This window comes from Streptomyces sp. NPDC008238 (assembly GCF_042956445.1).
In the GTDB taxonomy this organism is placed as follows: domain Bacteria; phylum Actinomycetota; class Actinomycetes; order Streptomycetales; family Streptomycetaceae; genus Actinacidiphila.
In genome coordinates this window covers 40,091-60,545 of the sequence record NZ_JBIBGK010000020.1, presented here as the reverse complement: position 1 = coordinate 60,545, position 20,455 = coordinate 40,091, and the positions used below count along the sequence as shown (strand labels likewise).

The 20,455-nt window shown below is 74.3% G+C and carries 15 protein-coding genes; 9 read left to right on the top strand and 6 right to left on the bottom strand.

Annotated elements, in window-relative coordinates; all coding sequences use genetic code 11:
* The first annotated feature begins 14 nt into the window (after window positions 1-14).
* A complete protein-coding gene (locus tag ACFZAU_RS30700; protein WP_500554844.1) occupies window positions 15-938 on the top strand; it encodes a helix-turn-helix domain-containing protein in 924 nt (307 codons plus the stop codon).
* Between the two features lie 49 nt (window positions 939-987).
* Here ACFZAU_RS30700 and ACFZAU_RS30695 read toward each other — a convergent pair whose 3' ends face one another.
* Complete coding sequence (locus ACFZAU_RS30695) at window positions 988-2,631, bottom strand: carboxylesterase/lipase family protein (protein ID WP_500554843.1); 1,644 nt, start codon at window positions 2,629-2,631, stop codon at window positions 988-990.
* A 253-nt stretch (window positions 2,632-2,884) separates the two neighbouring features.
* Between ACFZAU_RS30695 and ACFZAU_RS30690 the strand changes: the two genes are divergently transcribed.
* From ACFZAU_RS30690 to ACFZAU_RS30665, 6 genes are all read left to right on the top strand, one after another.
* Window positions 2,885-3,832 carry a MerR family transcriptional regulator gene (locus tag ACFZAU_RS30690; RefSeq protein WP_500554842.1) on the top strand — a complete coding sequence of 316 codons (948 nt, stop codon included), beginning with the start codon at window positions 2,885-2,887 and terminating at the stop codon, window positions 3,830-3,832.
* A 287-nt stretch (window positions 3,833-4,119) separates the two neighbouring features.
* Window positions 4,120-7,983: a S8 family peptidase gene (locus tag ACFZAU_RS30685; protein ID WP_500554841.1), complete on the top strand. Its 3,864-nt coding sequence runs from the start codon at window positions 4,120-4,122 to the stop codon at window positions 7,981-7,983.
* Window positions 7,984-8,161: 178 nt separating this feature from the next.
* Window positions 8,162-9,163: a helix-turn-helix domain-containing protein gene (locus ACFZAU_RS30680; protein WP_500554840.1), complete on the top strand. Its 1,002-nt coding sequence runs from the start codon at window positions 8,162-8,164 to the stop codon at window positions 9,161-9,163.
* A 74-nt stretch (window positions 9,164-9,237) separates the two neighbouring features.
* On the top strand, window positions 9,238-10,074 hold the full coding sequence (locus ACFZAU_RS30675; RefSeq protein WP_500554839.1) for a PP2C family protein-serine/threonine phosphatase: 837 nt from the start codon (window positions 9,238-9,240) through the stop codon (window positions 10,072-10,074).
* Entirely contained in the window at window positions 10,071-11,066 is a 996-nt protein-coding gene (locus ACFZAU_RS30670; protein ID WP_500554838.1) for an MASE1 domain-containing protein, read from the top strand. The genes ACFZAU_RS30675 and ACFZAU_RS30670 overlap by 4 nt, the downstream gene beginning before the upstream one ends.
* An 87-nt stretch (window positions 11,067-11,153) precedes the next feature.
* Window positions 11,154-12,878: a GAF domain-containing sensor histidine kinase gene (locus tag ACFZAU_RS30665; RefSeq protein ID WP_500554837.1), complete on the top strand. Its 1,725-nt coding sequence runs from the start codon at window positions 11,154-11,156 to the stop codon at window positions 12,876-12,878.
* Here ACFZAU_RS30665 and ACFZAU_RS30660 read toward each other — a convergent pair whose 3' ends face one another.
* The 3 genes from ACFZAU_RS30660 to ACFZAU_RS30650 form a co-directional block, all read right to left on the bottom strand.
* Window positions 12,879-13,772, bottom strand: a complete 894-nt coding sequence (locus ACFZAU_RS30660) for a hypothetical protein (protein ID WP_500554836.1) — start codon at window positions 13,770-13,772, stop codon at window positions 12,879-12,881.
* A 157-nt stretch (window positions 13,773-13,929) separates the two neighbouring features.
* On the bottom strand, window positions 13,930-14,631 hold the full coding sequence (locus tag ACFZAU_RS30655) for a response regulator (RefSeq protein ID WP_500554835.1): 702 nt from the start codon (window positions 14,629-14,631) through the stop codon (window positions 13,930-13,932).
* Window positions 14,632-14,759: 128 nt separating this feature from the next.
* A complete protein-coding gene (locus tag ACFZAU_RS30650; protein ID WP_500554834.1) occupies window positions 14,760-15,224 on the bottom strand; it encodes a Crp/Fnr family transcriptional regulator in 465 nt (154 codons plus the stop codon).
* Between the two features lie 112 nt (window positions 15,225-15,336).
* Here ACFZAU_RS30650 and sulP point away from each other — a divergent pair, with 112 nt between their 5' ends.
* A complete protein-coding gene (gene sulP, locus ACFZAU_RS30645; protein WP_500554833.1) occupies window positions 15,337-17,115 on the top strand; it encodes a sulfate permease in 1,779 nt (592 codons plus the stop codon).
* Window positions 17,116-17,206: 91 nt separating this feature from the next.
* The gene (locus tag ACFZAU_RS30640; protein WP_500554832.1) at window positions 17,207-19,201 is read left to right on the top strand and encodes an ABC transporter ATP-binding protein; all 1,995 of its coding nucleotides are present in this window, start codon (window positions 17,207-17,209) and stop codon (window positions 19,199-19,201) included.
* A 36-nt stretch (window positions 19,202-19,237) separates the two neighbouring features.
* On the opposite strand, the gene ACFZAU_RS30635 is transcribed toward ACFZAU_RS30640, so the two are convergent.
* Complete coding sequence (locus ACFZAU_RS30635; RefSeq protein ID WP_499601330.1) at window positions 19,238-19,591, bottom strand: Zn-ribbon domain-containing OB-fold protein; 354 nt, start codon at window positions 19,589-19,591, stop codon at window positions 19,238-19,240.
* A 72-nt stretch (window positions 19,592-19,663) separates the two neighbouring features.
* Window positions 19,664-20,368 carry a TetR family transcriptional regulator gene (locus tag ACFZAU_RS30630; RefSeq protein ID WP_500554831.1) on the bottom strand — a complete coding sequence of 235 codons (705 nt, stop codon included), beginning with the start codon at window positions 20,366-20,368 and terminating at the stop codon, window positions 19,664-19,666.
* Window positions 20,369-20,455 lie beyond the last annotated feature (87 nt).

The window sequence follows — 20,455 nt, the reverse complement described above, 5'->3', positions numbered from 1 at the left end:
CCGAGAATGGGGGCATGCCTTCCGCAGACCGCCCGCACCGCCCCGACAACGCGCTCGGGGACTTCCTGCGCGCCCGGCGGGGCGCGGTCGACCTCGAACGCCTCGGCCTGCCGGACGACGGCCGTCACCGCCGTGTCCCCGGGCTGCGCCGCGAGGAACTCGCCGAGCGCGCCCACGTCAGCGTCGACTACGTGGTGCGCCTGGAGCAGGGCCGCACCCGCCGGGTGTCCCAGGGCGTCCTGGAAGCGCTTGCCGACGCCCTGGAACTGGCCCCGGACGAGCGGGCCTACCTCTTCGCCATCGCCGACGTCACCCAGCCGAAGGCGTCCCGCCCGGCCCCGGCGCAACGGGTGCTGCCGCAGATCCAGCAACTGCTGGACGGCATGCGCGACGTCCCGGCGCTGGTGCTGGGCCGCCGGCAGGACGTCCTGGCGTGGAACGCTCCTGCTGCGGCGCTCCTGACCGACTTCGGCGCCCTGCCGCCCGAGCACCGCAACGTCATCCGGCTGACCTTCCTCGACCCCGGTTACCGCGCGCTGTACGGGGACGACTGGGCGGGCATCGCCCGCGAGTGCGTGGCCTCCCTGCGCATGGAGGCGGGCCGCTACCCCGAGGACCCGGCGCTCGCCGCCCTCGTGGGCGAACTCAGCGTCAAGGACGCCGACTTCCGCGCCTGGTGGGGCAGCCACCGGGTACGCGGGGCCCGGCCCCGCAGCAAGACCTACCAGCACCCCCTGGTCGGGCCCCTCACCCTGGACGTCCAGCAGCTCACCGTCGAGGGCCAGACCGGCCAGTCCCTGATCACCTACACCGCCCGCCCCGGCACCCCCTCGGCGGACGCCCTGCGCTTCCTCCTGCAGTGGTCGGCGTCCGGTGCGCCCGACGGGGACGCGGTGCGGGCCCGCGCGGCGCGCGACGCGGAGCGGCGGGACCGCTGACGGGGTCGGCGCTCGCGCCGCCCCGTCCCGGCCCCGCACGCGGGCGCGCTCACCGCGGCAGGCGGTCCCAGAACGAGCAGTGGTGCGCGGACGCCGCGTCGACGGGCCGGATCCCGCCCGGCCCGGGAGCCAGCGACTGCACCGACGGCGCGCCGGACGACGCGGGGCGCAGGACGGGCCAGACCCGGGCGCCGGGAGAGTTCGGGTCGCCGTTGCGCGCGAAGTGCGTCCAGTAGTCGACCATGCGGTCAGACAGGGCGCGCTGCTCCTCTGTCAGCGGCCTTTCGGTGGGGAAGGGCGGGAACAGGAACGGCATTTCGAAGCCGTGCGCCGCCCCGTAGGGGAAGCCCGGGTTCGCCGGCAGACCGCTGAGGACGGGGGCGTCCGGATCGCTGAACTGGTAGCCGTAGAGCGGGACGCCGGGGGCATGTGCGGCGACCGCCCGGCCGGCTGCGAGCGTGGTGCACGTCAGGGACCGGTCGGTCAGCACCGCCGCCCAGGCCAGTGCGGGCGTGGGGTGGTGCGCCGCCGGATACCGCGCCTCGACGGCCGCGGCCGAGGGCCCGAAGGCCTCGACGAGCCGGGCGCGGTAGTCGTCCTCGGTGAGGACGGGGAACGCGGCGAGCGACAGACCGACGAACATCCGCATCTCGTCGTGGTTGGTGCCCAGGAGGACCGGCATGCGGTGGAAGCGCCCCGACGCAAGCGCCCGGTCCGGAGCCACCGGGAGCAGCCCGTTGCCGAAGGCGGGCCGGTTGAAGGACTGCATCAACGGGGCCGTGGCGAGGCGCTCCGTGCCCTGCCCGCGCAGGCAGGCCAGCACCGCGTCTGCGTCGCCCGCCGTGCAGCCGAGTTGCCGGGCGGCCTCCACACCGGCCGTCTGGACGTCGCGCTGCGGGGCGAACGGCTCGTACGCCGGTGTACCGGGTCCGAGAGCGCCGCGCGGGAAGGACATGAAGCACGAACCGCTCTGGAGCAGCGCACGCTGGAAGAGCCCGGCGGCCGTCGGCGAGGTGAGGTGCGCGCAGACGCCGAGCGCGCCCGCGGACTCGCCGAACAGCGTGACGTTGCCCGGGTCGCCGCCGAAGCGCGCCGCGTTCGCCCGCACCCAGCGCAGGGCGGCCTGCTGGTCCGCCAGCCCGAACGGCGGGGCGGAGCCGAGCCCGGGGTGACCGAAGTAACCGAAGATCCCCAGCCGGTAGTTGACCGTGACGACGACCGTGTCCCCGCGGACCGCCGGCCGCCCGGTGTCGTAGTCACCGCCGGAACCGCCGAGGAACGCACCACCGTGCAGCCACACCAGCACGGGTCGCTTCTTGCGGGCCGGCTCGGGCGTCGTCGCCGGCGTCGTGACGTTGAGGTAGAGGCAGTCCTCCGACCCGACGACGGCGCTCGCCCCCGGTGCCGGCATCTGCACGCAGCGCTGAGCCGCCGTCGTCGCGTCCCGGACACCACGCCAGGCGGCGGCCGGCGCCGGGGCGCGCCAGCGCAGCGGTCCGGTCGGCGGCGCGGCGTAGGGAAGGCCCTGGAAGGTGGTGTACGAGCCGTGGGACACCCCGCGCACGAGGCCGTGGTCGGTCCGTACGACGGTGCCTCCCCGCCCCGCGGAGTGCGGGCCACCGGACGGTGCGCCGGTCGCCGGCGCGGCGGTCGCCGTGAGCAGCGCCACCGCGCAGAGCAGTGCGAAGAGCACCGCACGGAGCCTGTCTCTTCGGCACGGACGGGGAGCGGTGATGATCGGGGACATGCGTGACCACCGTTCTTGGTCGCAGGGGTACGGACGGGATCGGACGGGAGCGGACGGCATCGGACGCGGCCGCTCGGGTGCCCGGGGTCGTACGTCGCCGGCCGGGCCGGAACGGGGCCTGAGCGGCGGGGAAGGGCGGACCGGGGCGGCCGGTGATCAGTACGCTAGGACCTCCCCCGCGCTGGAGGTTCAAGGCACCGTGACGCAGGACACATGGAGCATCGGTGAACTCGCTGCGGGAACGGGGGTGCCGGTCAAGACCCTCCGTTACTACTCCGACAGCGGGCTGCTGCCCGTCGCCGCCCGCAGCGGCGGGGGCCACCGGCGCTACGGCCCCGAGGCGTGGGAGCGGATACGCCTCATCAGACGCTTACGGGCGCTGGACACCCCGATCGCGACCATCACGCAGGTGGTCACCGGTGAGCGTTCCCTGGACGAACTGGTGGCGACCGAACTCGAAGCGGTGCAGGAGCGGTTGGCCGAACTGCGGTGGCGTCAGGCCACGCTCGAGTCGCTGGACGACTGCCCCGGCGAGGAACGGCTCCGGCGGCTGGGGATCCTCGCCCGCGTGCAGCAGCTCCCGCAGGCACGCCGCACGCTCACCGACCACTGGTACCGCGAGCTCTCCGGGTCCCTGCCCAAGCGCCGGCTCGACATCATGATCGCCATGCTGGCCCCCGACCCGCCGCAGGACCCCGGACCCACGACGGTCCTGGCCTACGCCGAGCTCCATCTGCTCATCTCCACGCCCAGCTTCACCCGCTGGACCCAGGACCACGACGAAGAGATGAGGGACGCCCCGGCCTTCTACGGGGAGATCGAAGAGGTCGCCGGCCTGACGGCCGCCGCCGTGGCCCAGGGACTGCCGCCCGGCAGCGGGGACGCGGTGAACGCCTTCGTCGCCGCCCACGCCCGGGCCCGGCGGGAGTCGGACACCCCCGCCTTCCGCGCGTACCTGCACGCCCTGGTGTCGAGGTCGTCCGGCTTCGACGCCCGCCTGGAACGCTACTGGGGCCTGGTCGGCACGGTCACCGGCGGGCGCGTGCTGAACATGACGGTGGCCCACCGATGGCTGACCGCCGGACTGGCGATGTCGCTGACCGGCGGTGGACCCCTGCTGCCGGCTCCGGCCGGCCCGACCCCGTGAACGCCGGGACCCGGCAGGGGAGGCCGGCACCGGACGGCGGCCTTCGCGTGCGGTAGGGCACGGGTTCCTCCGGGGCCGAGGGCTGTGCTCCGGGGGGGGGGCGTTTCGTACCGTCCCGGGCGGGTTCGCCGCGACCTGGCGGGGGTCGTCGCAGGTTGCCCGAAGAGCCGTGTCGCCGTTGGGACATGTCACAGCTGTGACAGCTGATACCCGGTGACACCTCCCCGGCATCGGCAGATTCTGTCGGACAGCGCGTGACCCGGAGCTGTACGAAAGGTGTTTGGGTGATGGCAAGGTTCCGCCTCGCGGCGGCGATATCGACAGTGCTGGTGGTGACGCTCGGGGGCACCACGGCCGCCTCCGCGGGTACCGCCCCGGACGGGCCGGCGCGATCCGCCGACCGTGCCGGGACGTCCTCCGCCACCGTCCGGCTGGTGACCGGCGACCGGGTGACGGTGACGTCGGTGCCCGGTGGGCGGCACACCGCCTCGGTCCAGCCGGGGCCAGGCCGCGAACACATACCCTTCCGCACGATGGAGACCGACGGCGGGTCCCTGACCGTCCTGCCGTTCGACGCCGAGGCACTGGTGTCCGCGGGCACCCTGGACCGCCGGCTGTTCGACGTGACGGCGCTGGTCGCCGCCGGGCTCGACGAGGCGCACTCCGCCACGTTGCCGCTGATCGTCTCCTCGCGGCCCGAGCCGGTGCGGGACGGCGCGCGCGTCGCCGCGCAGGCGGCGAGGACCGCCGAGGCGACCGCCGACCGGCTGGTGGCGCTCCGCGCGGACCAGACCTCCTCGCGCACCCTGGAGAGCATCGGGGCCCGCTCCTTCCGCGTCGACGGCGACGAACTCGGCGCCTTCTGGAAGACGCTGAACCCCGGCGGGACCTCGGACGCCGTCCGGGTCGCGGTGACCCCGCGGGTCTCGCTGGACGGCAAGGTCAAGGCGGTGCTGGACCGCAGCACCGCGCAGATCAACGCGCCCACCGCGTGGAAGGCCGGGTACGAGGGCCAGGGTGTGAAGGTCGCGGTGCTGGACACCGGTGTCGACGCGAACCACCCCGATCTCGCGGGGCGCATCGCGGAGGCCAGGAACTTCTCCGACAGCGTGAACACCGACGACCACTTCGGGCACGGTACGCACGTCGCCTCCATCGTCGGGGGCAGCGGCGCGGCGTCGGCGGGGACCCGGCGCGGTGTGGCGCCGAAGGCGGACCTGCTGGTCGGCAAGGTGCTCGGTGACGACGGCTCCGGGTCGGAGTCCCAGGTCATCGACGGTATGGAGTGGGCGGCGGGCGAGCACGCCAAGGTCGTCAACATGAGCCTCGGCGCGGACATCCAGACCGATGGCACCGACCCGATGAGCCAGGCCGTCAACACCCTGACCGCGTCGACGGACACGCTGTTCGTCATCGCCGCGGGCAACGCCGGCCCGGGGCCGTCCACCGTGGGATCGCCGGGCGCGGCCGACGCGGCGCTGACCGTCGGCGCCGTCGACCGGGACGACTCCCTCGCCTCCTTCTCCAGCCGCGGCCCGCGCTTCGGCGACGGCGCCGTCAAGCCCGACGTGACCGCCCCGGGTGTGGGCATCGTGGCCGCCCGTGCCGCGGGCACCACCATGGGCGACCCGGTCGACGCGAACTACGTCGCCGCCTCGGGCACGTCGATGGCGACCCCGCACGTCGCGGGCGCCGCGGCGCTGCTGGCCCAGCAGCACCCGGGCTGGGGCGCGCAGCAGATCAAGGACGCGCTGATCAGCACCTCGCGCACGGTGCCCGGCACCAAGGTGACCGAGCAGGGCGGCGGCCGGATCGACCTGGCCACCGCCACCGGCACGGTCACCGCGACCGGCACGGTCGTGCTGCCCCCGGTCCAGAACGGCGGAACGGGGGGACGGCAGCAGGCGGCCACCGTGCGCTACACCAACACCGGTGACAAGAAGGTCGATCTGAAGCTGGCCGTCAAGCTCTCCACCGGAACCGGGCGCGCGCTGCCCGACGGGGTCGTCACCCTCGGCTCCGGCACCGTGAGCGTCGCGCCCGGTGCCACCGCCGACGTCCCGCTGAGCACCGACGCGGCCCACGCCGCGCGCGGGAAGTACTACGGCTACGTCACCGCCGCGGCGGCCGACGGCACCGTCGTCGCCCACACCACCGTCAGCCTCAACGTGCACGCCCCCAAGCACAAGCTGACCGTGATCGCCCGCGACGCCGACGGCAAGGTCATCGAGGGCGCCGCGCCCACGATCTGGGGCGCCGACGGGTTCGTGCAGTACAGCGGCGTCGAGCCCGCCGTCGCCGAGGTCGAGGAGGGCACGTACCAGCTCAGCTTCGGCACGCTGGACAGGGCCGCCGACGGCCAGGAGCTCCGCGAGGTGGTCAACCCGGAGGTGAAGGTCACCAAGGACACCACGGTGACGCTCGACGCCTCCAAGGTCACCGAGGTGAAGATCCGCACCCCCCGGCCCGCCGAGCAGCGCGGCATCATCAGCTACCAGACGTACCGGAAGATCGACGGCAACGGCCTGATCCAGGGCGTGATGTTCTTCGACATCGCCAAGCGGCTCTACGTCAGCCCCACCGCGCGCGTCACCGACGGCGACTTCGAGTACGCCTCGCGCTGGCAGCTGGTCGCCCCGCAACTGCGGGCGAAGGTCTCCGGCACGTCGTCGGCCTTCACCCCGTACTACGTGCCCGCCTCCCCGGCCTTCGACGACAAGGGCGCCAAGCTGACCGCCGTCGACGCCGGCACCGGCACCGCGGCCGAGCTGAAGAAGGCCGGCGTGCGCGGCAAACTGGCGGTCGTCCGCTGGAACTTCACCGACGACCGGGAGCTCGCCGGGGCGGCCGGGGCGGCCGGGGCCAAGGCGCTGATGCTGGTCGTGGAGGAGGGCTTCTACCCCTGGACGCGGTGGAGCCCGACCGGTGACCGGATGGCCGTGCCCACCATGCGTGCGGGCACGGCGGAGGGCACCGCGCTCCTCAAGAGCATCAAGAAGCGCACCGCCACGGTGGAGTTCTCCGGCACGGTGCGCAGCCCGTACCTGTACGACGTGATGCAGGTGTCCGCGGGCTTCGTCCCGAAGAACCTGGTGCACACCGTCTCCGAGCGCGAGAGCGCCGTGGTCCGCAGCACCTACACCCGTACCGGCGCCTCGCAGTGGGCGAGTGAGCAGCGCTTCGGGTGGCGTCCGTACCAGGACACCGCCTGGAACCAGTACAGCCGTGAGGTGCCGACGGGCCAGGAGCGCGTGGAGTACGTGAGCGGCGGGGACACCCTGTGGCGCCACACCGTGCACCACAACGTCGTCTTCGGCACGGACACCCCGCTCGGGGCAGGCATGCAGGACCTGCCGCGGACCTACCGGCCCGGTCAGAAGGCCACGGAGCGCTGGTTCGGGGCCGTGGTCCGGCCGTCGATCCCGCGCGGTGCGGCCTGGCCGTCGGTGCGCACGGGCGACACCCTGTCCGTCTTCGTTCCGGAGTTCAACGACTCCGGCACCGGCCACTACTCGTTCTACGAGCGCAACGGCTTCGGTGGCGGCATCGGAACCGGCGCGGCCCGCGCCGGCGACGGAATGCCGGTGGACGACACCGCCACCGCGGCGCTCTACCGCGACGGGAAGCAGATCGCCGCGTCCGACACGGGCGCCTGGGGCAACTTCGAGGTGCCCGCGGGCGACGCCGCGTACCGGCTGGACCTGACCACCGCCCGCACCTCGGACGACTGGCGGTTCGGCACCGGCACCCGCACCTCGTGGACCTTCCGCTCGGGCACCGCGGCGCAGCCGACGGCGCTGCCCCTGCTGCAGGTCGACTACGCCGTGCCGGTCGACGCCCGCAACGCGGTGGGCCCCGCCCGCCGCCACACCCTGGGCCTGGACGTGCGCATGCAGGACGGCACGGCCGCGCCGCGCGGGGTGACCGTGCGCGTGGAGACGTCCTACGACGACGGGCGGACCTGGACCCGGGCCGCCACGGCCCGCAAGGGTGGCGGCTTCACCGCCACCGTGGAGCGTCCGTCGCGGGTGCGCGGCGACGCCTATGTGACGCTGCGCGTGACCGCGACCGACGCGGCCGGCAACAGCGTCCGGCAGACGGTGGACCGTGCGTATCTGCACAGCGGCGCACGGGACTCCGGAGGACGGTGACGGTGGGGCGTCACCGTTGACACAGCGGCGGGTGCAGGGGAGTGTGGGCCCCGGCACCCGCCGCACCATTGGCGCGAAACATTCCCCGGGTATAGTCCGGCCGTTAACGATATGTGCGGCTTGTACGCCACCTGTGCGTACGTCGTGCGGACCCGTCCCGGACCCGGAGGAACGCGGCATGCTCGAGGTGGCTGGCCTCACCGCGGTCGAGGAGACCGTCTACCGGCTTCTGGTCACCACCGTCACCGCGTCGGCGGACGAGGTCGCCGCACAGACGGGCCTGCCACCCGGGCAGACGGAGGGCGTCCTCGCCTCCCTCGCCACCAAGGGGCTGGCCAGCCCCACCGACGGCCTCCCCCGGCAGTACGCCGCCACCCCGCCGGACGTGGCCCTGCTGCCGCGGCTGCAGCGCCAGGCCGACTCCCTCGACAAGGCCCGCACCGCGGTCACCGACCTGCTGGACAGCTACCGCAGCACCGTGCGCCGCCAGGACGCGGGCCAGCTCATCGAGGTCATCACCGGCGCCGAGGCGCTCCGCCAGCACCTGCGGCAGATGCAGGAGAACGCGCGCCACGAGATGCTCTGGTTCTGCAAGGCGCAGTACGTCGCCATGCCTTCGGGGAGCAACCGCGCCGAGTACGAGGCCCTCGCCCGCGGCGTGCGCTACCGCGTCCTGTACGAGCGGGCGTTCTTCGACGACGACGGGGCCATCGACAACGTCGTCGAGGGCGTCCAGGCCGGGGAGATGGCCCGCTCCGTGCCCCACCTGCCGCTGCGCCTCGCGGTCGCCGACCGCACCATAGCCATCTGCCCCCTGGTCCCGGGCGGCCCGCAGGGCAGCCCCAACGAACCGACCGCGGCGCTGCTGCGCGACAGCAGCCTCCTGGGGGCGCTGACCGCGCTGTTCGAACGCTACTGGGAGGACGCGGTGCCGCTGCACGTCAGCGCGTCCGGTGCGGTGAGCGGTGCCGACGGCGCCGACGACTCCGACCCGCTGAGCGAGACCGACCGCCGGCTGCTGTCGCTGCTCGTCGCGGGTGTCGCCGACAAGGCCATCGCCAGCCAGATGGGCCTGAGCCGGCGCACCGTCCAGCGCCACATCCAGCACATGATGACGCTCGCCGGCGCCGCGACCCGCATGCAGCTCGCCTGGCAGGCGGCCCGCCGCGGCTGGCTCTGAACGGGGTGCCGCAGGGCCCGCGGGCGTAGGGTGAGAGGTGGCGCGAGTGGCCAAGGCCACGGAGCGTTGGTGCCATGTCCCGACGTCACACCGCTCCCACCAGTAGCGCCGAGGAGCTGCTCAACACACTCGGGCAGCTCACCGGACGCATCCTCGAGCGGATCAAGATGCAGCAGGCTCGGGTGGAGTTGGCAGCCGCCCTCCAGCGGCACACCCTGGGCGCCGCCCTCCCGGGCGTCCCCGGGCTGCGCGTGGCGGGGCGCTACGCCCCGGCGCGCGACGGTCTCGACATCGGCGGCGACTGGTACGACGTGTTCCCCATGCCGGACGGCAGCGTCGGCTGCGCCATCGGCGACGTGCAGGGCCACGACGTCGAGGCCGCCGCCTACATGGGCCAGGTGCGCACCTGCCTGCGCGCCGTCGCCGTCGCCACCACGGAACCCGCGGAGGTGCTGGCCCGCACCAACGACCTGCTGATCTCCATGGGGTCCGGGCTCTTCGTGACGTGCACCTTCCTGCGCTTCGACCCGGCGACCCGCGAACTGGTCGACGCCCGCGCCGGGCACGTACCGGCGGTGTGGGCCACCGACGACGGACGCTGCGAGGTCGTGCTCGACGAGGGCGGCCTGCCGCTGGGCATCCTCGACGGCGAGAAGTACCCGTCGACCCGCCGTGTCCTGGCCGGCACCGGTGCCTTCGTGCTGGTCACCGACGGGGTGGTGGAGGGCCCGGGCCATCCCATCGACGACGGGCTGGCCCGCGTGGCGGAACTGGCCGCCGCCGGCTGCACCGCCGACCCCGACGAGCTGGCCGCCCGGCTGATCTCCGTCGCCGACCTCACCGGCCACAGCGACGACGCCGCGGTGCTCGTCCTCGGGCACGGCGGCCCCCGCGGGACGGCACCGCGATGACCGCCGGCGGCGAGGGCCTGCGGCGCCACCGGGCGACGGCCTTGTGGATCGTGGTCATGGCCGCCGCCTACTACGGCGGGGCCCGCATCGGACTGGAGCAGCAGCTGGTGCGCGGTCAGGTCACCCCGATGTGGCCGCCGACCGGGATCGCCCTGGTCGGCCTGCTGCTCGGCGGCATCCGGCTGTGGCCGGGCATCGCCGTCGGGGCGTTCGTGGTCAACATCGCGATCGGGCCGTCGTTGCTGCCCGTGCTGGGCATCGCGGCGGGCAACACCCTCGCCCCGGTGTGCGCCTGCCTGCTGCTGCGCAGGGTCGGGTTCCGCGTCGAACTCGACCGGCTGCAGGACGCCCTCGCCCTGGTCTTCCTCGGCGCGCTTGGCGGCATGCTGATCAGCGCGACCGTCGGCAGCGGCGTGCTGGCGGCCTCCGGGGCCGTGCCGCCCGGCGGCTTCTGGCCCACCTGGTCGGTCTGGTGGACCGGCGACGCGATGGGGGTGCTGGTGATCGCGCCGCTGCTGTTCGTCCTGCGCACCCTCAGGCCCCCGCGCGGGGTCCCGGCGTACCGCTGGGCGGAGGCGGCGGCGCTCCTCGCGGGCACCGCGCTCGTCACCTTCGTGGCCACCCACAGCACGCCCGGGCTGCTCTTCCTCGTCTTCCCGCTGCTGATCTGCGCCGCCTTCCGCTTCCAGCTGGCCGGGGCCGCGCCCTGCGCCCTGATCACCTCGCTCATCGCGATCGACGCCGCCGCGGCCGGGTCCGGCCCGTTCGCGGGGCACGACCTCTTCGCGAAGATGGTGACCCTCCAGGCCTTCAACGGGTCCGCCGCGCTGACCGCCCTGCTGCTGTCGGCGACCGTCACCGAACGGGAGCACACCCGCCGCGAGATCGAGCAGGTGTGCCGCAGGCTCGGCGAGGCGCTGTCCCGGCTGGCGCCCGACGAGAAGATCGAGCACTGGGCGGCCGTGCCGCACGCGGAGCGAGGCCCCGAGTAGCAGCGCCGTTCCGCGCGTCCTCCTTGCGGGGTGGCGCTACTTTGAGAGGGGGCCCCACGAGGGCCGCCACAGCGGACGGAGGTGCCGGTGGGGACTGGCGGCGGCAAGGACGCCGAAGGCCTGCCACGACTGCAGCTCGACGCCCTGCTGGACGAGCTGCAGTCGCGCATCGACGCGGTGCGGGGGACGCGGGACCGTGTACACAGCCTGCTGGAGGCCGTGCTGACGGTCGGCCGCGAACTGGACCTGCCCCAGGTGCTGCGGCGCATCGCGGAGGCCGCGGTCCTGCTGGTGGACGCCGAGTACGGGGCGCTGGGCGTCATCGGCGACGACGCGCGGCTGGCGCAGTTCCTGACGGTGGGCGTCAGCGACGAGCAGATCGAGGCGATCGGCCCGCTGCCCTCGGGGCACGGCATCCTCGGCGAGCTGATCCGTCACCCGGCCCCGCTGCGGCTGGAGGAGATCGCCCGGCACCCGGCCTCCCACGGCTTCCCGTCGAACCACCCGCCGATGCACTCCTTCCTGGGGGTGCCGATCCGGGTCCGCGACGAGGTGTTCGGCAACCTCTACCTGACGGAGAAGCGGGGCGGCAAGGAGTTCGACGGGGAGGACGAGACGGTGCTGTCCACCCTGGCCGTGGCGGCCGGGGTCGCCATCGACAACGCCCGGCTGTACGAGGAGGCCCGGTCGCGGCAGCGGTGGCTGGAGGCGAACGCGGAGATCACCCGGGGCCTGCTGTCGGGCATCGACGAGAACGCGGTGCTGGAGCTCATCGTGGAGCACGCGCGGCGCATCCTCGGCGCGGACCTGGGGGTGCTGGCCCTGCCGGCCGGAAGCGGCGGCATCACGATGGCCATCGCCACGGGCATCGACGCCGACGCCCACCGGGGGCTGACGCTGCCGTGCGAGGGATCGTTCACCGGCGCGGCCATGGCCGCGAACGAACCGCTGACCAGCGCCGACATCCAGCGCGACCCGCGCGTGGTGGCGGGCCCGCCGCGGTTCGAGGGCCTGGGCCCCGCGGTGGCCGTGCCGATGGCGACCCCGCAGGGGGTGCGCGGGGCGCTGCTGCTGGCCCGCGCCGAGGGGGAGGCACCCTTCACGGACGTGGAGACCGCGCCGCTGCTGGGCTTCGCCGGCTCCGCGGCCCTGGCGATGGAGCTGGCCGAGCGGCGGCGGTCGGCCGAGCAGCTGGTGCTCCTGGAGGACCACGACCGGATCGCCCGTGACCTGCACGACCTGGCGATCCAGCGGCTGTTCGCCACCGGGATGACGCTGCAGAGCGCGGTGCGCTTCGTCGACCACCCGCAGGCGAGCGAACGGCTGCTGCGGGCGGTGGACGACCTGGACGAGACCATCAAGATCATCCGCTCGACGATCTTCGGGCTGCGCAGCCACGACACCGGGCCCACCCGCCAGGGACTGCGGGTGCGGACGGCGAGGGCGGTGGAGGAGGCGGCGCCCGGCCTGGGCTTCACCCCGTCGCTGCGCATGGAGGGACTGATCGACACCGATGTGCCCGCCGCGGTCGCGGAACACGTGGTGGCCGTGCTCGGCGAGGCCCTGTCGAACGTGGCCCGGCACGCCAGGGCCCGCAGCGCGGAGGTGTCCCTGGTCGTCGGCTCGGGCACGTTGACCCTCACCGTCAGCGACGACGGCGTCGGCGTCCCCGAGGACGGTCACCGCAGCGGACTCGCCAACCTCGCGCAACGGGCGCACCGCCTCGGCGGCACGATGACCCTGGAGACCCCCGGCCAGGGCGGCACCCGCCTGGTGTGGCGGGTCCCGTCGGACGGCGGCCGGCCGCTCTGATCAGCCCCGCTCCGCGGCCTCGCGGACCGGCAGCCGCGGCGCCCGGTCCCCGGACGCCGCGGCACCGAACCGGACGAGCATCTGCAGCAGGCCCGGCCCGCAGTCGGTGGTGCGCATCGCCGCCCGCAGGTCCGGCCACTCCATCGCCTCGTGCAGCAGCGTCGCGTGCACGGTGTTCGCCGTCGCCAGGAGCACCACGCGCTCCATCGCCTGCCCGGCCCGCAGCCAGTCCGCGCACGAGTCGTGGGGCGTGCACAGCGCGGCCACCAGGGGCCGCCGCCCCGGGTCGAGGCCGGCTGCCGCGCCGGCCCCGGAGTCCTCGTGGACCCTGCCGCCCTGACCGACCGGGCGGCCCGCGCCCGTCACGCCCCGCTGCTCCGCCTCCGCGGTCAGCCGCAGCAGCCGCAGCGCCTCCTCGGTGCGCGGCAGGGTCAGCGACGCGCCTTCCGCGTGCGCGGCGTCGATCAGTTCCAGCACCACCGCCCCGGTCGGGCAGTGCGCGAAGTAGGGCGTACGGCAGCTGTGACGGCGCCAGATCGCGTCGTACAGGTCCTGGTACGCGCCGTCGTCCACGTGCCGCGGCCCGACCGGGCGCACGGCGGCGAGCAGATCGGGGTCGGCGGGTACGGGCAGCAGACGCACGACCGGTTCCCACCCGAAGTGGGCCAGCGCGACCCGCAGGTTGAACACCGCGGCGCCCACGGACACGTGCAGGGCGCGCGCCGCCGCCTCCGACTCCGGCACCCCCGGCTCGGGGACGGCACGCACCTGGAACGTGCCGGTGTCCGGATCGAGGCGGTACCGCCAGGGCCGGCTGCCGCGGAACGAAGGCGCGGCCACGGCCGCGGAGATCAGCTTCTCCAGGGTCGCCCCGTTGAGTGGGGTGGGATTCATGGCGCGCTCCCTCCGGCCGCGTCCTCCCACCCTGCACGCCCCGCCGCCCCACGGGGGAGGGCCGACCGGCCCTACCCCGTGGGCCGCCGGGGCATCCCGCGTCCGCGGCCCCACGGGCATCCGTTCCGCGCCCTCGGGCGCGGGTTTCCGCGGGGGCTCAGGGGCCGGGTCTGGGGGGGCCGCCCGACGTGCGGTGTTCCGTGGCGAGGACGGCGGCCTGGATGCGGCGTTCGACGCCGAGCTTGCCCAGCATGCGGGAGATGTGGTTCTTGACCGTCTTCTCCGACAGGAACAGCCGTTCCCCGATCTGCCGGTTCGTCAGCCCCTCGCCGATCAGTTCCAGGATCTCCCGCTCGCGCGGGGTCAGCCCGGACAGCGCCTCGTCCTGCGGCTCCGGCGGCTGCTCCTGTTCGCGCAGGCTGTTCATCAGGCGGGCGGTGGTCGCCGGGTCCAGCATCGACTGGCCGGAGGCCACCGTGCGGACCGCGGAGACCAGGTCGGAGCCCTTGATCTGCTTCAGCACGTAACCGGCGGCCCCGGCCATGATCGCGTCCAGCAGCGCGTCGTCGTCGTCGAAGGAGGTCAGCATCAGGCACGCCAGCCCCGGCATGCGCGAGCGCAGCTCGCGGCAGACGCAGATGCCGTCGCCGTCCGGGAGGCGCACGTCGAGGATCGCCACGTCAGGACGGAGTGCCGGGGCCCGGGCGAGGGCGTGGTCGACCGTGCCGGCCTCCCCGGCGACCTCGATGTCCGGCTCGGCGTCGAGCAGGTCGTGCAGCCCGCGCCGCACCACCTCGTGGTCGTCGACCAGGAACACCCTGATCGGCGCCCGCTCGCCCGACTCCCGTGCCTCGCTCATCCCGGCCCCCAGGGCATCCGTTCCCGATTTCCCGATCGCGCGGCCGCGCCCCGCCGACGTCCAGCAGACACGCCCGCGCACGCCGCCGCCACCGGTACCGCCCGGTCCGTGACCGGGCCACGCGTCCGTCAGTGCACCGTGCTGCCGCTGCCCTGCGGACCGTACAGGTCGAGGAGCCGGATGCGGGCCCCCTGCAGACGGTGCGCCACGATCTGCGCGACCCGCCGGGCCACCGCGCGCCCGAACACCGCGTCGGCCTCGCACAGCGCCCGCACCACCGTCGCGTCGAACTCGTCGGCCCGCACCGGGCTCTGCGTCCGCGCGCCCAGGTGCCAGGAGTACGGCGGGAAGAGCCACGAGCAGCCCAGCAGGTCCCCCGGGCCCAGGGTCTCGACGACGGCGGGCTGCCGCCCGGGCACGTGCAGGTCGAGCGCGATCGAGCCGGTGCGGATGATCCAGAAGCGGTCCGCCCGGTGACCCTCCTCGAAGATCCGGGCCCGGGCCGGGAAGGACACGTCGCGCGCGAGTTCCAGCAGCCGCCCGCGGGTCTCCGGTGGCAGCGCGTCGAGCAGGCCCGTCGTGGTGGTGGTCATCGCCGTCCTCCCTCTCGTCCGGTACGCCCTCCCCTCCAGGGTGCTCCGCCACCCGGTGGCGCGAGGAGGGGCCGTCCGGCCCCAACGCGGGGTCGTCGGGGAGGATGGGCCCATGCCGTCCGCCGTCTCCAAGCCCGCCCCGCCGCCCAGGAGGCCCGCCGTCGGGCGCGGCCGGCACGCACTGCTGCCGGGCCTCACCACCCTCCTCGGCTACCGCAGGGCGTGGCTGCGCGGCGACCTGCTCGCCGGCGTCACGGTGGCGGCCTATCTCGTGCCGCAGGTCATGGCCTACGCCGAACTGGCCGGGCTGCCGCCGGTGACGGGGCTGTGGGCCGTGCTCGCGCCGCTCGCGCTGTACGCCCTGCTGGGCTCGTCCCGGCAGCTGTCGGTCGGCCCCGAGTCCACCACCGCGCTGATGACCGCCACGGCGATCGCGCCGCTGGCCGCGGGCGACCCCGGCCGCTACGCCGTGCTCGCGGCGGCGCTCGCCGTCGTGGTCGGCCTGCTGGCCGTGGTGGCGTGGGCGGTGCGGGCGGGCTTCGTCGCCGACCTGCTGTCCCGGCCCGTGCTCGTCGGCTACCTCGCCGGAGTGGCCTGCATCATGGTCGTCGACCAGCTGCCCAAGCTGACCGGGGTGCCCGTCGAGGGCGCGGAGTTCTTCCCCCAGCTGGTCTCCTTCGTCACGCACCTGCCCCAGGCGCACGCCGGGACGGTGGCCTTCGCCGCCTGCGCGCTGCTCTTCCTCTTCCTCGTCCAGCGGTACGCCCCCCGCGCCCCCGGGCCGCTGTTCGCCGTGGTGGCCGGAACGGTCGTCGTCGGCGTCTTCGGGCTGGAGGGGCACGGCATCGCGGTCATCGGCGAGGTCCCCTCCGGGCTGCCCCGGCCGGCCCTGCCGACCCCCGGCGACCTGGCCCACCTGCTGCTGCCCGCGGTGGGCGTGCTGCTCGTCGGCTACACCGACTTCGTGCTCACCGCACGGGCCTTCGCCGGCCGGGACGCCGCCCGCCCCGACAGCAACCAGGAACTGCTCGCCCTCGGCGCCGCGAACCTCGGGTCGGGCGTCCTGCACGGCTTCCCCGTCAGCAGCAGCGCCAGCCGCACCGCGCTCGGCGCCTCCGCGGGCAGCCGTACGCAGCTGTACTCGCTGGTGGCGCTGGGGGCGGTGGTCTGCGTGCTGCTCTTCCTCAACCCCCTGCTGTCCGGGATGCCCTCCACCGTCCTCGGCGCCATCGTCGTCTTCGCCGCCTGCCGGCTGGTCGACGTCGCCGGATTCCGCCGCCTGGCGTCGTTCCGGCGCCGCGAACTGCTCCTGGCCCTCGCGTGCCTGCTGGGCGTGCTCGCGCTGGACATCCTGTACGGCGTCATGGTCGCCGTCGCGCTGTCGGTGGCCGAGATGCTGATCCGGGTGGCCCGCCCGCACGACGCCGTCGAGGGGCTGGTGCCCGGCCTCGCCGGCATGCACGACGTCGACGACTTCCCCCAGGCCCGGACGATCCCCGGCCTGCTCGTCTACCGCTACGACTCGCCGCTGTTCTTCGCCAACGCCGAGGACTTCCGGCGCCGGGCCCTCGCCTCCGTCGACCGGCAGCACGACCCGGTGCGGTGGTTCGTCCTCAACACCGAGGCCAACGTCGAGGTCGACATCACCGCCCTCGACGCCCTGGAGGAACTGCGCCGCGAACTCGCCGGCCGCGGCATCGTCCTCGCGCTCGCCCGCGTCAAGCAGGACCTGCTGGACGACCTGGACGCGTACGGCCTGACGGAGTCGGTGGGCCGCGAGCGCATCTTCCCCACCCTGCCCACCGCGGTCGAGGCATATCGCGCCTGGGCGGAGGACGGCGCCGACGGGGGCGGGAACGGGGCCGCCGGGAGCAGGGACGGGGCGCACTGACGGGAGCGGGCCACACGGCGCCACCGTGAGGAGCACCCTGTGGGGAGGCCGCCACGGCACCGCGCCGCGGCCGCCGCCGAGGGGGACGCTCATGACCACGCGGAAGCGGCAGGAAGCCCCGGGGAACCCCGACGCCCTCGCGCCCGAGGAGGTGTCCGAGTCCGAACGACTGCTGTTCGGCGGGCCCTTGCGGTACGACATGGGCTGGAACAAGCACGACGGCTCCTTCCTGGAACTCGGCCTGCGCGCGATGATCCGGCGGCTGCCGCAGCTCGTCGCCACCACCGTGCGCCTGGCCCACCGGTCCGACCCGCGGGCCCTGCGTGTCGTGGCGCTGGCCGAGGCGGGCCGCGGTGTCGCCCAGGCGGTCGGCCTGGTCGCCGTCAACTGGGTGCTCGCCCGGCTGCTGGTGCCCGGCGGGACCGCGGAGCGGCTGACGGGCGCCGCCCCGGCGCTGGCGCTCGTGGCCGCCACCGCGCTGATCGGGGCGCTGCTGCGCTCCGCCTCCACGGCAGGCACCGGCAAGCTGGAGCCGACCGTGGAACGGGCGGCCACCGAGATGTACCTGGAGCGTGTCGCCCGCGTGGAGCTCGCGGCCGTGGAGGACGACGAGTTCCACAAGCTGCTGGACTCGGCGTCCTGGGGTGCCGCCTCCGCCCGGCGGATGATCAACTTCTGCTCGTCGGTGGTCAACGCGCTGATCTCGCTGGCGGCTGCGGCCGGTGTGCTCACCGTGCTGCATCCGGGGCTGCTCCCGCTGCTGGCGCTGATGACCCTGCCCAGCGCCTGGAGCGCGCTCACCATCGCGCGCCGCCGGTACATCTCCTTCCACAACTGGGTGCAGCACGCCCGTGCCGGGCAGCTGCTGGGACGGCTGCTGATCGAGACGCAGGCGGCGCCCGAGGTCCGCGTCCACGACCTCGGGCCGTTCCTGCTCGGGCACTTCAGAGCGATGGCCGAGAACGGGGAGCGGGAACAGACCCGGCTGGCGCGGCTCGCGGCGCGCACCGGGCTCGTCGCGTCGGCGTGGACCGGGCTGGCCACCGCGGCGACGTACGGCGCGCTGGGCGCGCTGCTGTGGAGCGGGACGATGGCCCTGTCCGTGGCGGGCACGGCCGTCATCGCCATCCGCAGCGGGTCCTCCGCCCTCGACCGGCTCGTCGTCCAACTCGGGTACCTGCACGAGGAGGCGCTGTTCGTCGCCGACCTGGAGCGGCTGTGCGCGGAGGCGGACCGACGGGTGATCCCGTCCGGAGGCCGCGACCTGCCCGAGCGCGTCGAGGCCATCCACTTCGAGAAGGTCACCTTCAGCTACCCGGTCACCGCCGCGGCCGCGCCGGGCACGCCGCTGGTGAAGCCGCCCGCCCTGTGCGAGGTCGACGTCACCATCCCCGTCGGCCGGGTCGTCGCCCTCGTCGGACGCAACGGCAGCGGCAAGACCACCCTGGCCAAGCTGCTGTGCGGGCTGTACGCACCGGACTCGGGACGGATCCGGTGGGACGACGTCGACGCGGCCGAGGCCGACCGGGGGCAGATCACCGACCGGATCGCCCTGGTCTCGCAGGACGCCTACCGCTGGCCGTTCACGGCGCGGGTCAACGTCGGGATCGGCCGCCCCGGCGCCTCCCTGACGGACGAACGCCTCGAGGCCGCCGCCCGCTACTCCGGCGCCGACGAGGTCGTCGCGGGCCTGCCCCGCGGCTGGGACACCCTGCTGGGCCGCGGCTACAAGGGCGGCCACGAGATATCCGGCGGCCAGTGGCAGCGCCTCCAGCTCAGCAGGGCCCAGTACCGCGACGCCCGGATCCTCATCGTCGACGAGCCGACCAGTGCCCTCGATGCCCAGGCGGAGCAGCGGGTGTTCGACCTGATCCGGGAACTCGCCGCCGACGGGCAGACCGTCGTGCTGATCACGCACCGTCTGCACAGCGTCCGCCACGCCGACGTGATCTACGTCCTGGACCGCGGGCGGGTCGTCGAGCACGGTGCCTTCGCCGAGCTCATGCGGCCGGGAGCGGGTACCGGCGACTTCCGCGAGATGTACCTGCTGCAGTCCCGCCAGTACCAGCACCCCGAGCACAACTGACGTGCGACGGGCGGTGCCCGGGGCGGCGGCCGGCGGTCACCAGGCGTACCGGGACGCGGGCGGTTCGCAGAGCTCGAAGAGGAGCCCGCCCGCCTCGTCGCCGGGCGTGCGGGCCAGCCGGACGCGGGCGCCGTCGCGCACCTGCGTCGGCGAGGCGCCGACGACCCGGCCCCGTACCGAGAAGCCGTCGGAGAGGTCGACGAGGGAGGTGTCCCGCATCGAGCTGACGATGACCCCGGTGCCGTCGCTGCGGATCTCGTCGAGTTCCGTGGAGGCGCAGGTGGGGCACAGGAGGCGCTGGAAGGCGGTGTTGCCGCACCAACGGCAGCGCTGGACCAGCAGCCCGCCGTCAACCGAGGCGTCGTGCGCGTCGAGAGTCCGGTCATCCATGGCGCACACGATATGGCACTGAGTGCACTTTGGGAAGGCACTGAGTGCCCCGCCTGGACGCCGCGTGCCCGCCTACGCGGGGGAGCCCTCCTCCGCCAGGCCGGCCTCGATCTCCCGGACCACGCGCCACATGGGCGTCCGCCGCTTGGTGATCACGATCACCACGTCGTCCTCCGCCTCGGGGGCGCCCTGGCGCACGGGGTCCTCCCCGTTCCAGGCGGCGCGCACGAACTCCAGCGCGTGGTCCACGGCCGCGCCGGCGTCCCCCTCCGCCCCGGAACGCAGCCAGGTGCGCAGGCCGTTGTTGTGGGCGGCGACCACGGCGGCGGCGATCACGTCGGCCCGGAGCTTGCCGTCGGGGCGGTCCGCGTAGCGGGCCCCGAGGTAGTCGGCGATCGCGCGCTCGTAGCGCCAGACGACCGAGAGTTCGTACGCCCGCAGTCCCGGCACCTGCTTGGTGAGGCGGTAGCGCTGCACGGAGAAGGTGGGGTTCTCGGCGTACATGGTGAGCACCAGGCGCGCGGCGTCGCAGACCCGCGTCACGGGGTCGTCGGCGTCGGCGCTCGCCTCCAGGAAGCGGGTCATGTCGGCGAGGGCGCGCTCGTGGTCCGGGAAGACCACGTCCTCCTTGGACGGGAAGTAGCGGAAGAAGGACCGTCGCCCGACGCCGGCGAGGGTGACGATGTCGTCGATCGTCGTCGCCTCGTAGCCGCGTTCCAGGAAGAGCCGGAAGGCCGCGGCGACGAGGGCGTCCCGCATCGGGGGCTTGGTGGTCATGGAGGCGAACCTAACACCGGGGGACCGTCGATCAATGGCACTGAGTGTGCATAATTGAGGGTACTCGATGCCATGGAAGTCTGACGC

Excerpts from the sequence above, each read along its gene's own strand:
- ACFZAU_RS30680 (WP_500554840.1), top strand. The coding sequence starts at position 8,162 with ATGCTCGAGGTGGCTGGCCTCACCGCGGTCGAGGAGACCGTCTACCGG.
- ACFZAU_RS30650 (WP_500554834.1), bottom strand. The coding sequence starts at position 15,224 with ATGACCACCACCACGACGGGCCTGCTCGACGCGCTGCCACCGGAGACC.
- ACFZAU_RS30640 (WP_500554832.1), top strand. The coding sequence starts at position 17,207 with ATGACCACGCGGAAGCGGCAGGAAGCCCCGGGGAACCCCGACGCCCTC.
- ACFZAU_RS30630 (WP_500554831.1), bottom strand. The coding sequence starts at position 20,368 with ATGACCACCAAGCCCCCGATGCGGGACGCCCTCGTCGCCGCGGCCTTC.
- sulP (WP_500554833.1), top strand. The coding sequence starts at position 15,337 with ATGCCGTCCGCCGTCTCCAAGCCCGCCCCGCCGCCCAGGAGGCCCGCC.
- ACFZAU_RS30700 (WP_500554844.1), top strand. The coding sequence starts at position 15 with ATGCCTTCCGCAGACCGCCCGCACCGCCCCGACAACGCGCTCGGGGAC.
- ACFZAU_RS30655 (WP_500554835.1), bottom strand. The coding sequence starts at position 14,631 with ATGAGCGAGGCACGGGAGTCGGGCGAGCGGGCGCCGATCAGGGTGTTC.
- ACFZAU_RS30670 (WP_500554838.1), top strand. The coding sequence starts at position 10,071 with ATGACCGCCGGCGGCGAGGGCCTGCGGCGCCACCGGGCGACGGCCTTG.
- ACFZAU_RS30685 (WP_500554841.1), top strand. The coding sequence starts at position 4,120 with ATGGCAAGGTTCCGCCTCGCGGCGGCGATATCGACAGTGCTGGTGGTG.
- ACFZAU_RS30675 (WP_500554839.1), top strand. The coding sequence starts at position 9,238 with ATGTCCCGACGTCACACCGCTCCCACCAGTAGCGCCGAGGAGCTGCTC.
- ACFZAU_RS30635 (WP_499601330.1), bottom strand. The coding sequence starts at position 19,591 with ATGGATGACCGGACTCTCGACGCGCACGACGCCTCGGTTGACGGCGGG.
- ACFZAU_RS30660 (WP_500554836.1), bottom strand. The coding sequence starts at position 13,772 with ATGAATCCCACCCCACTCAACGGGGCGACCCTGGAGAAGCTGATCTCC.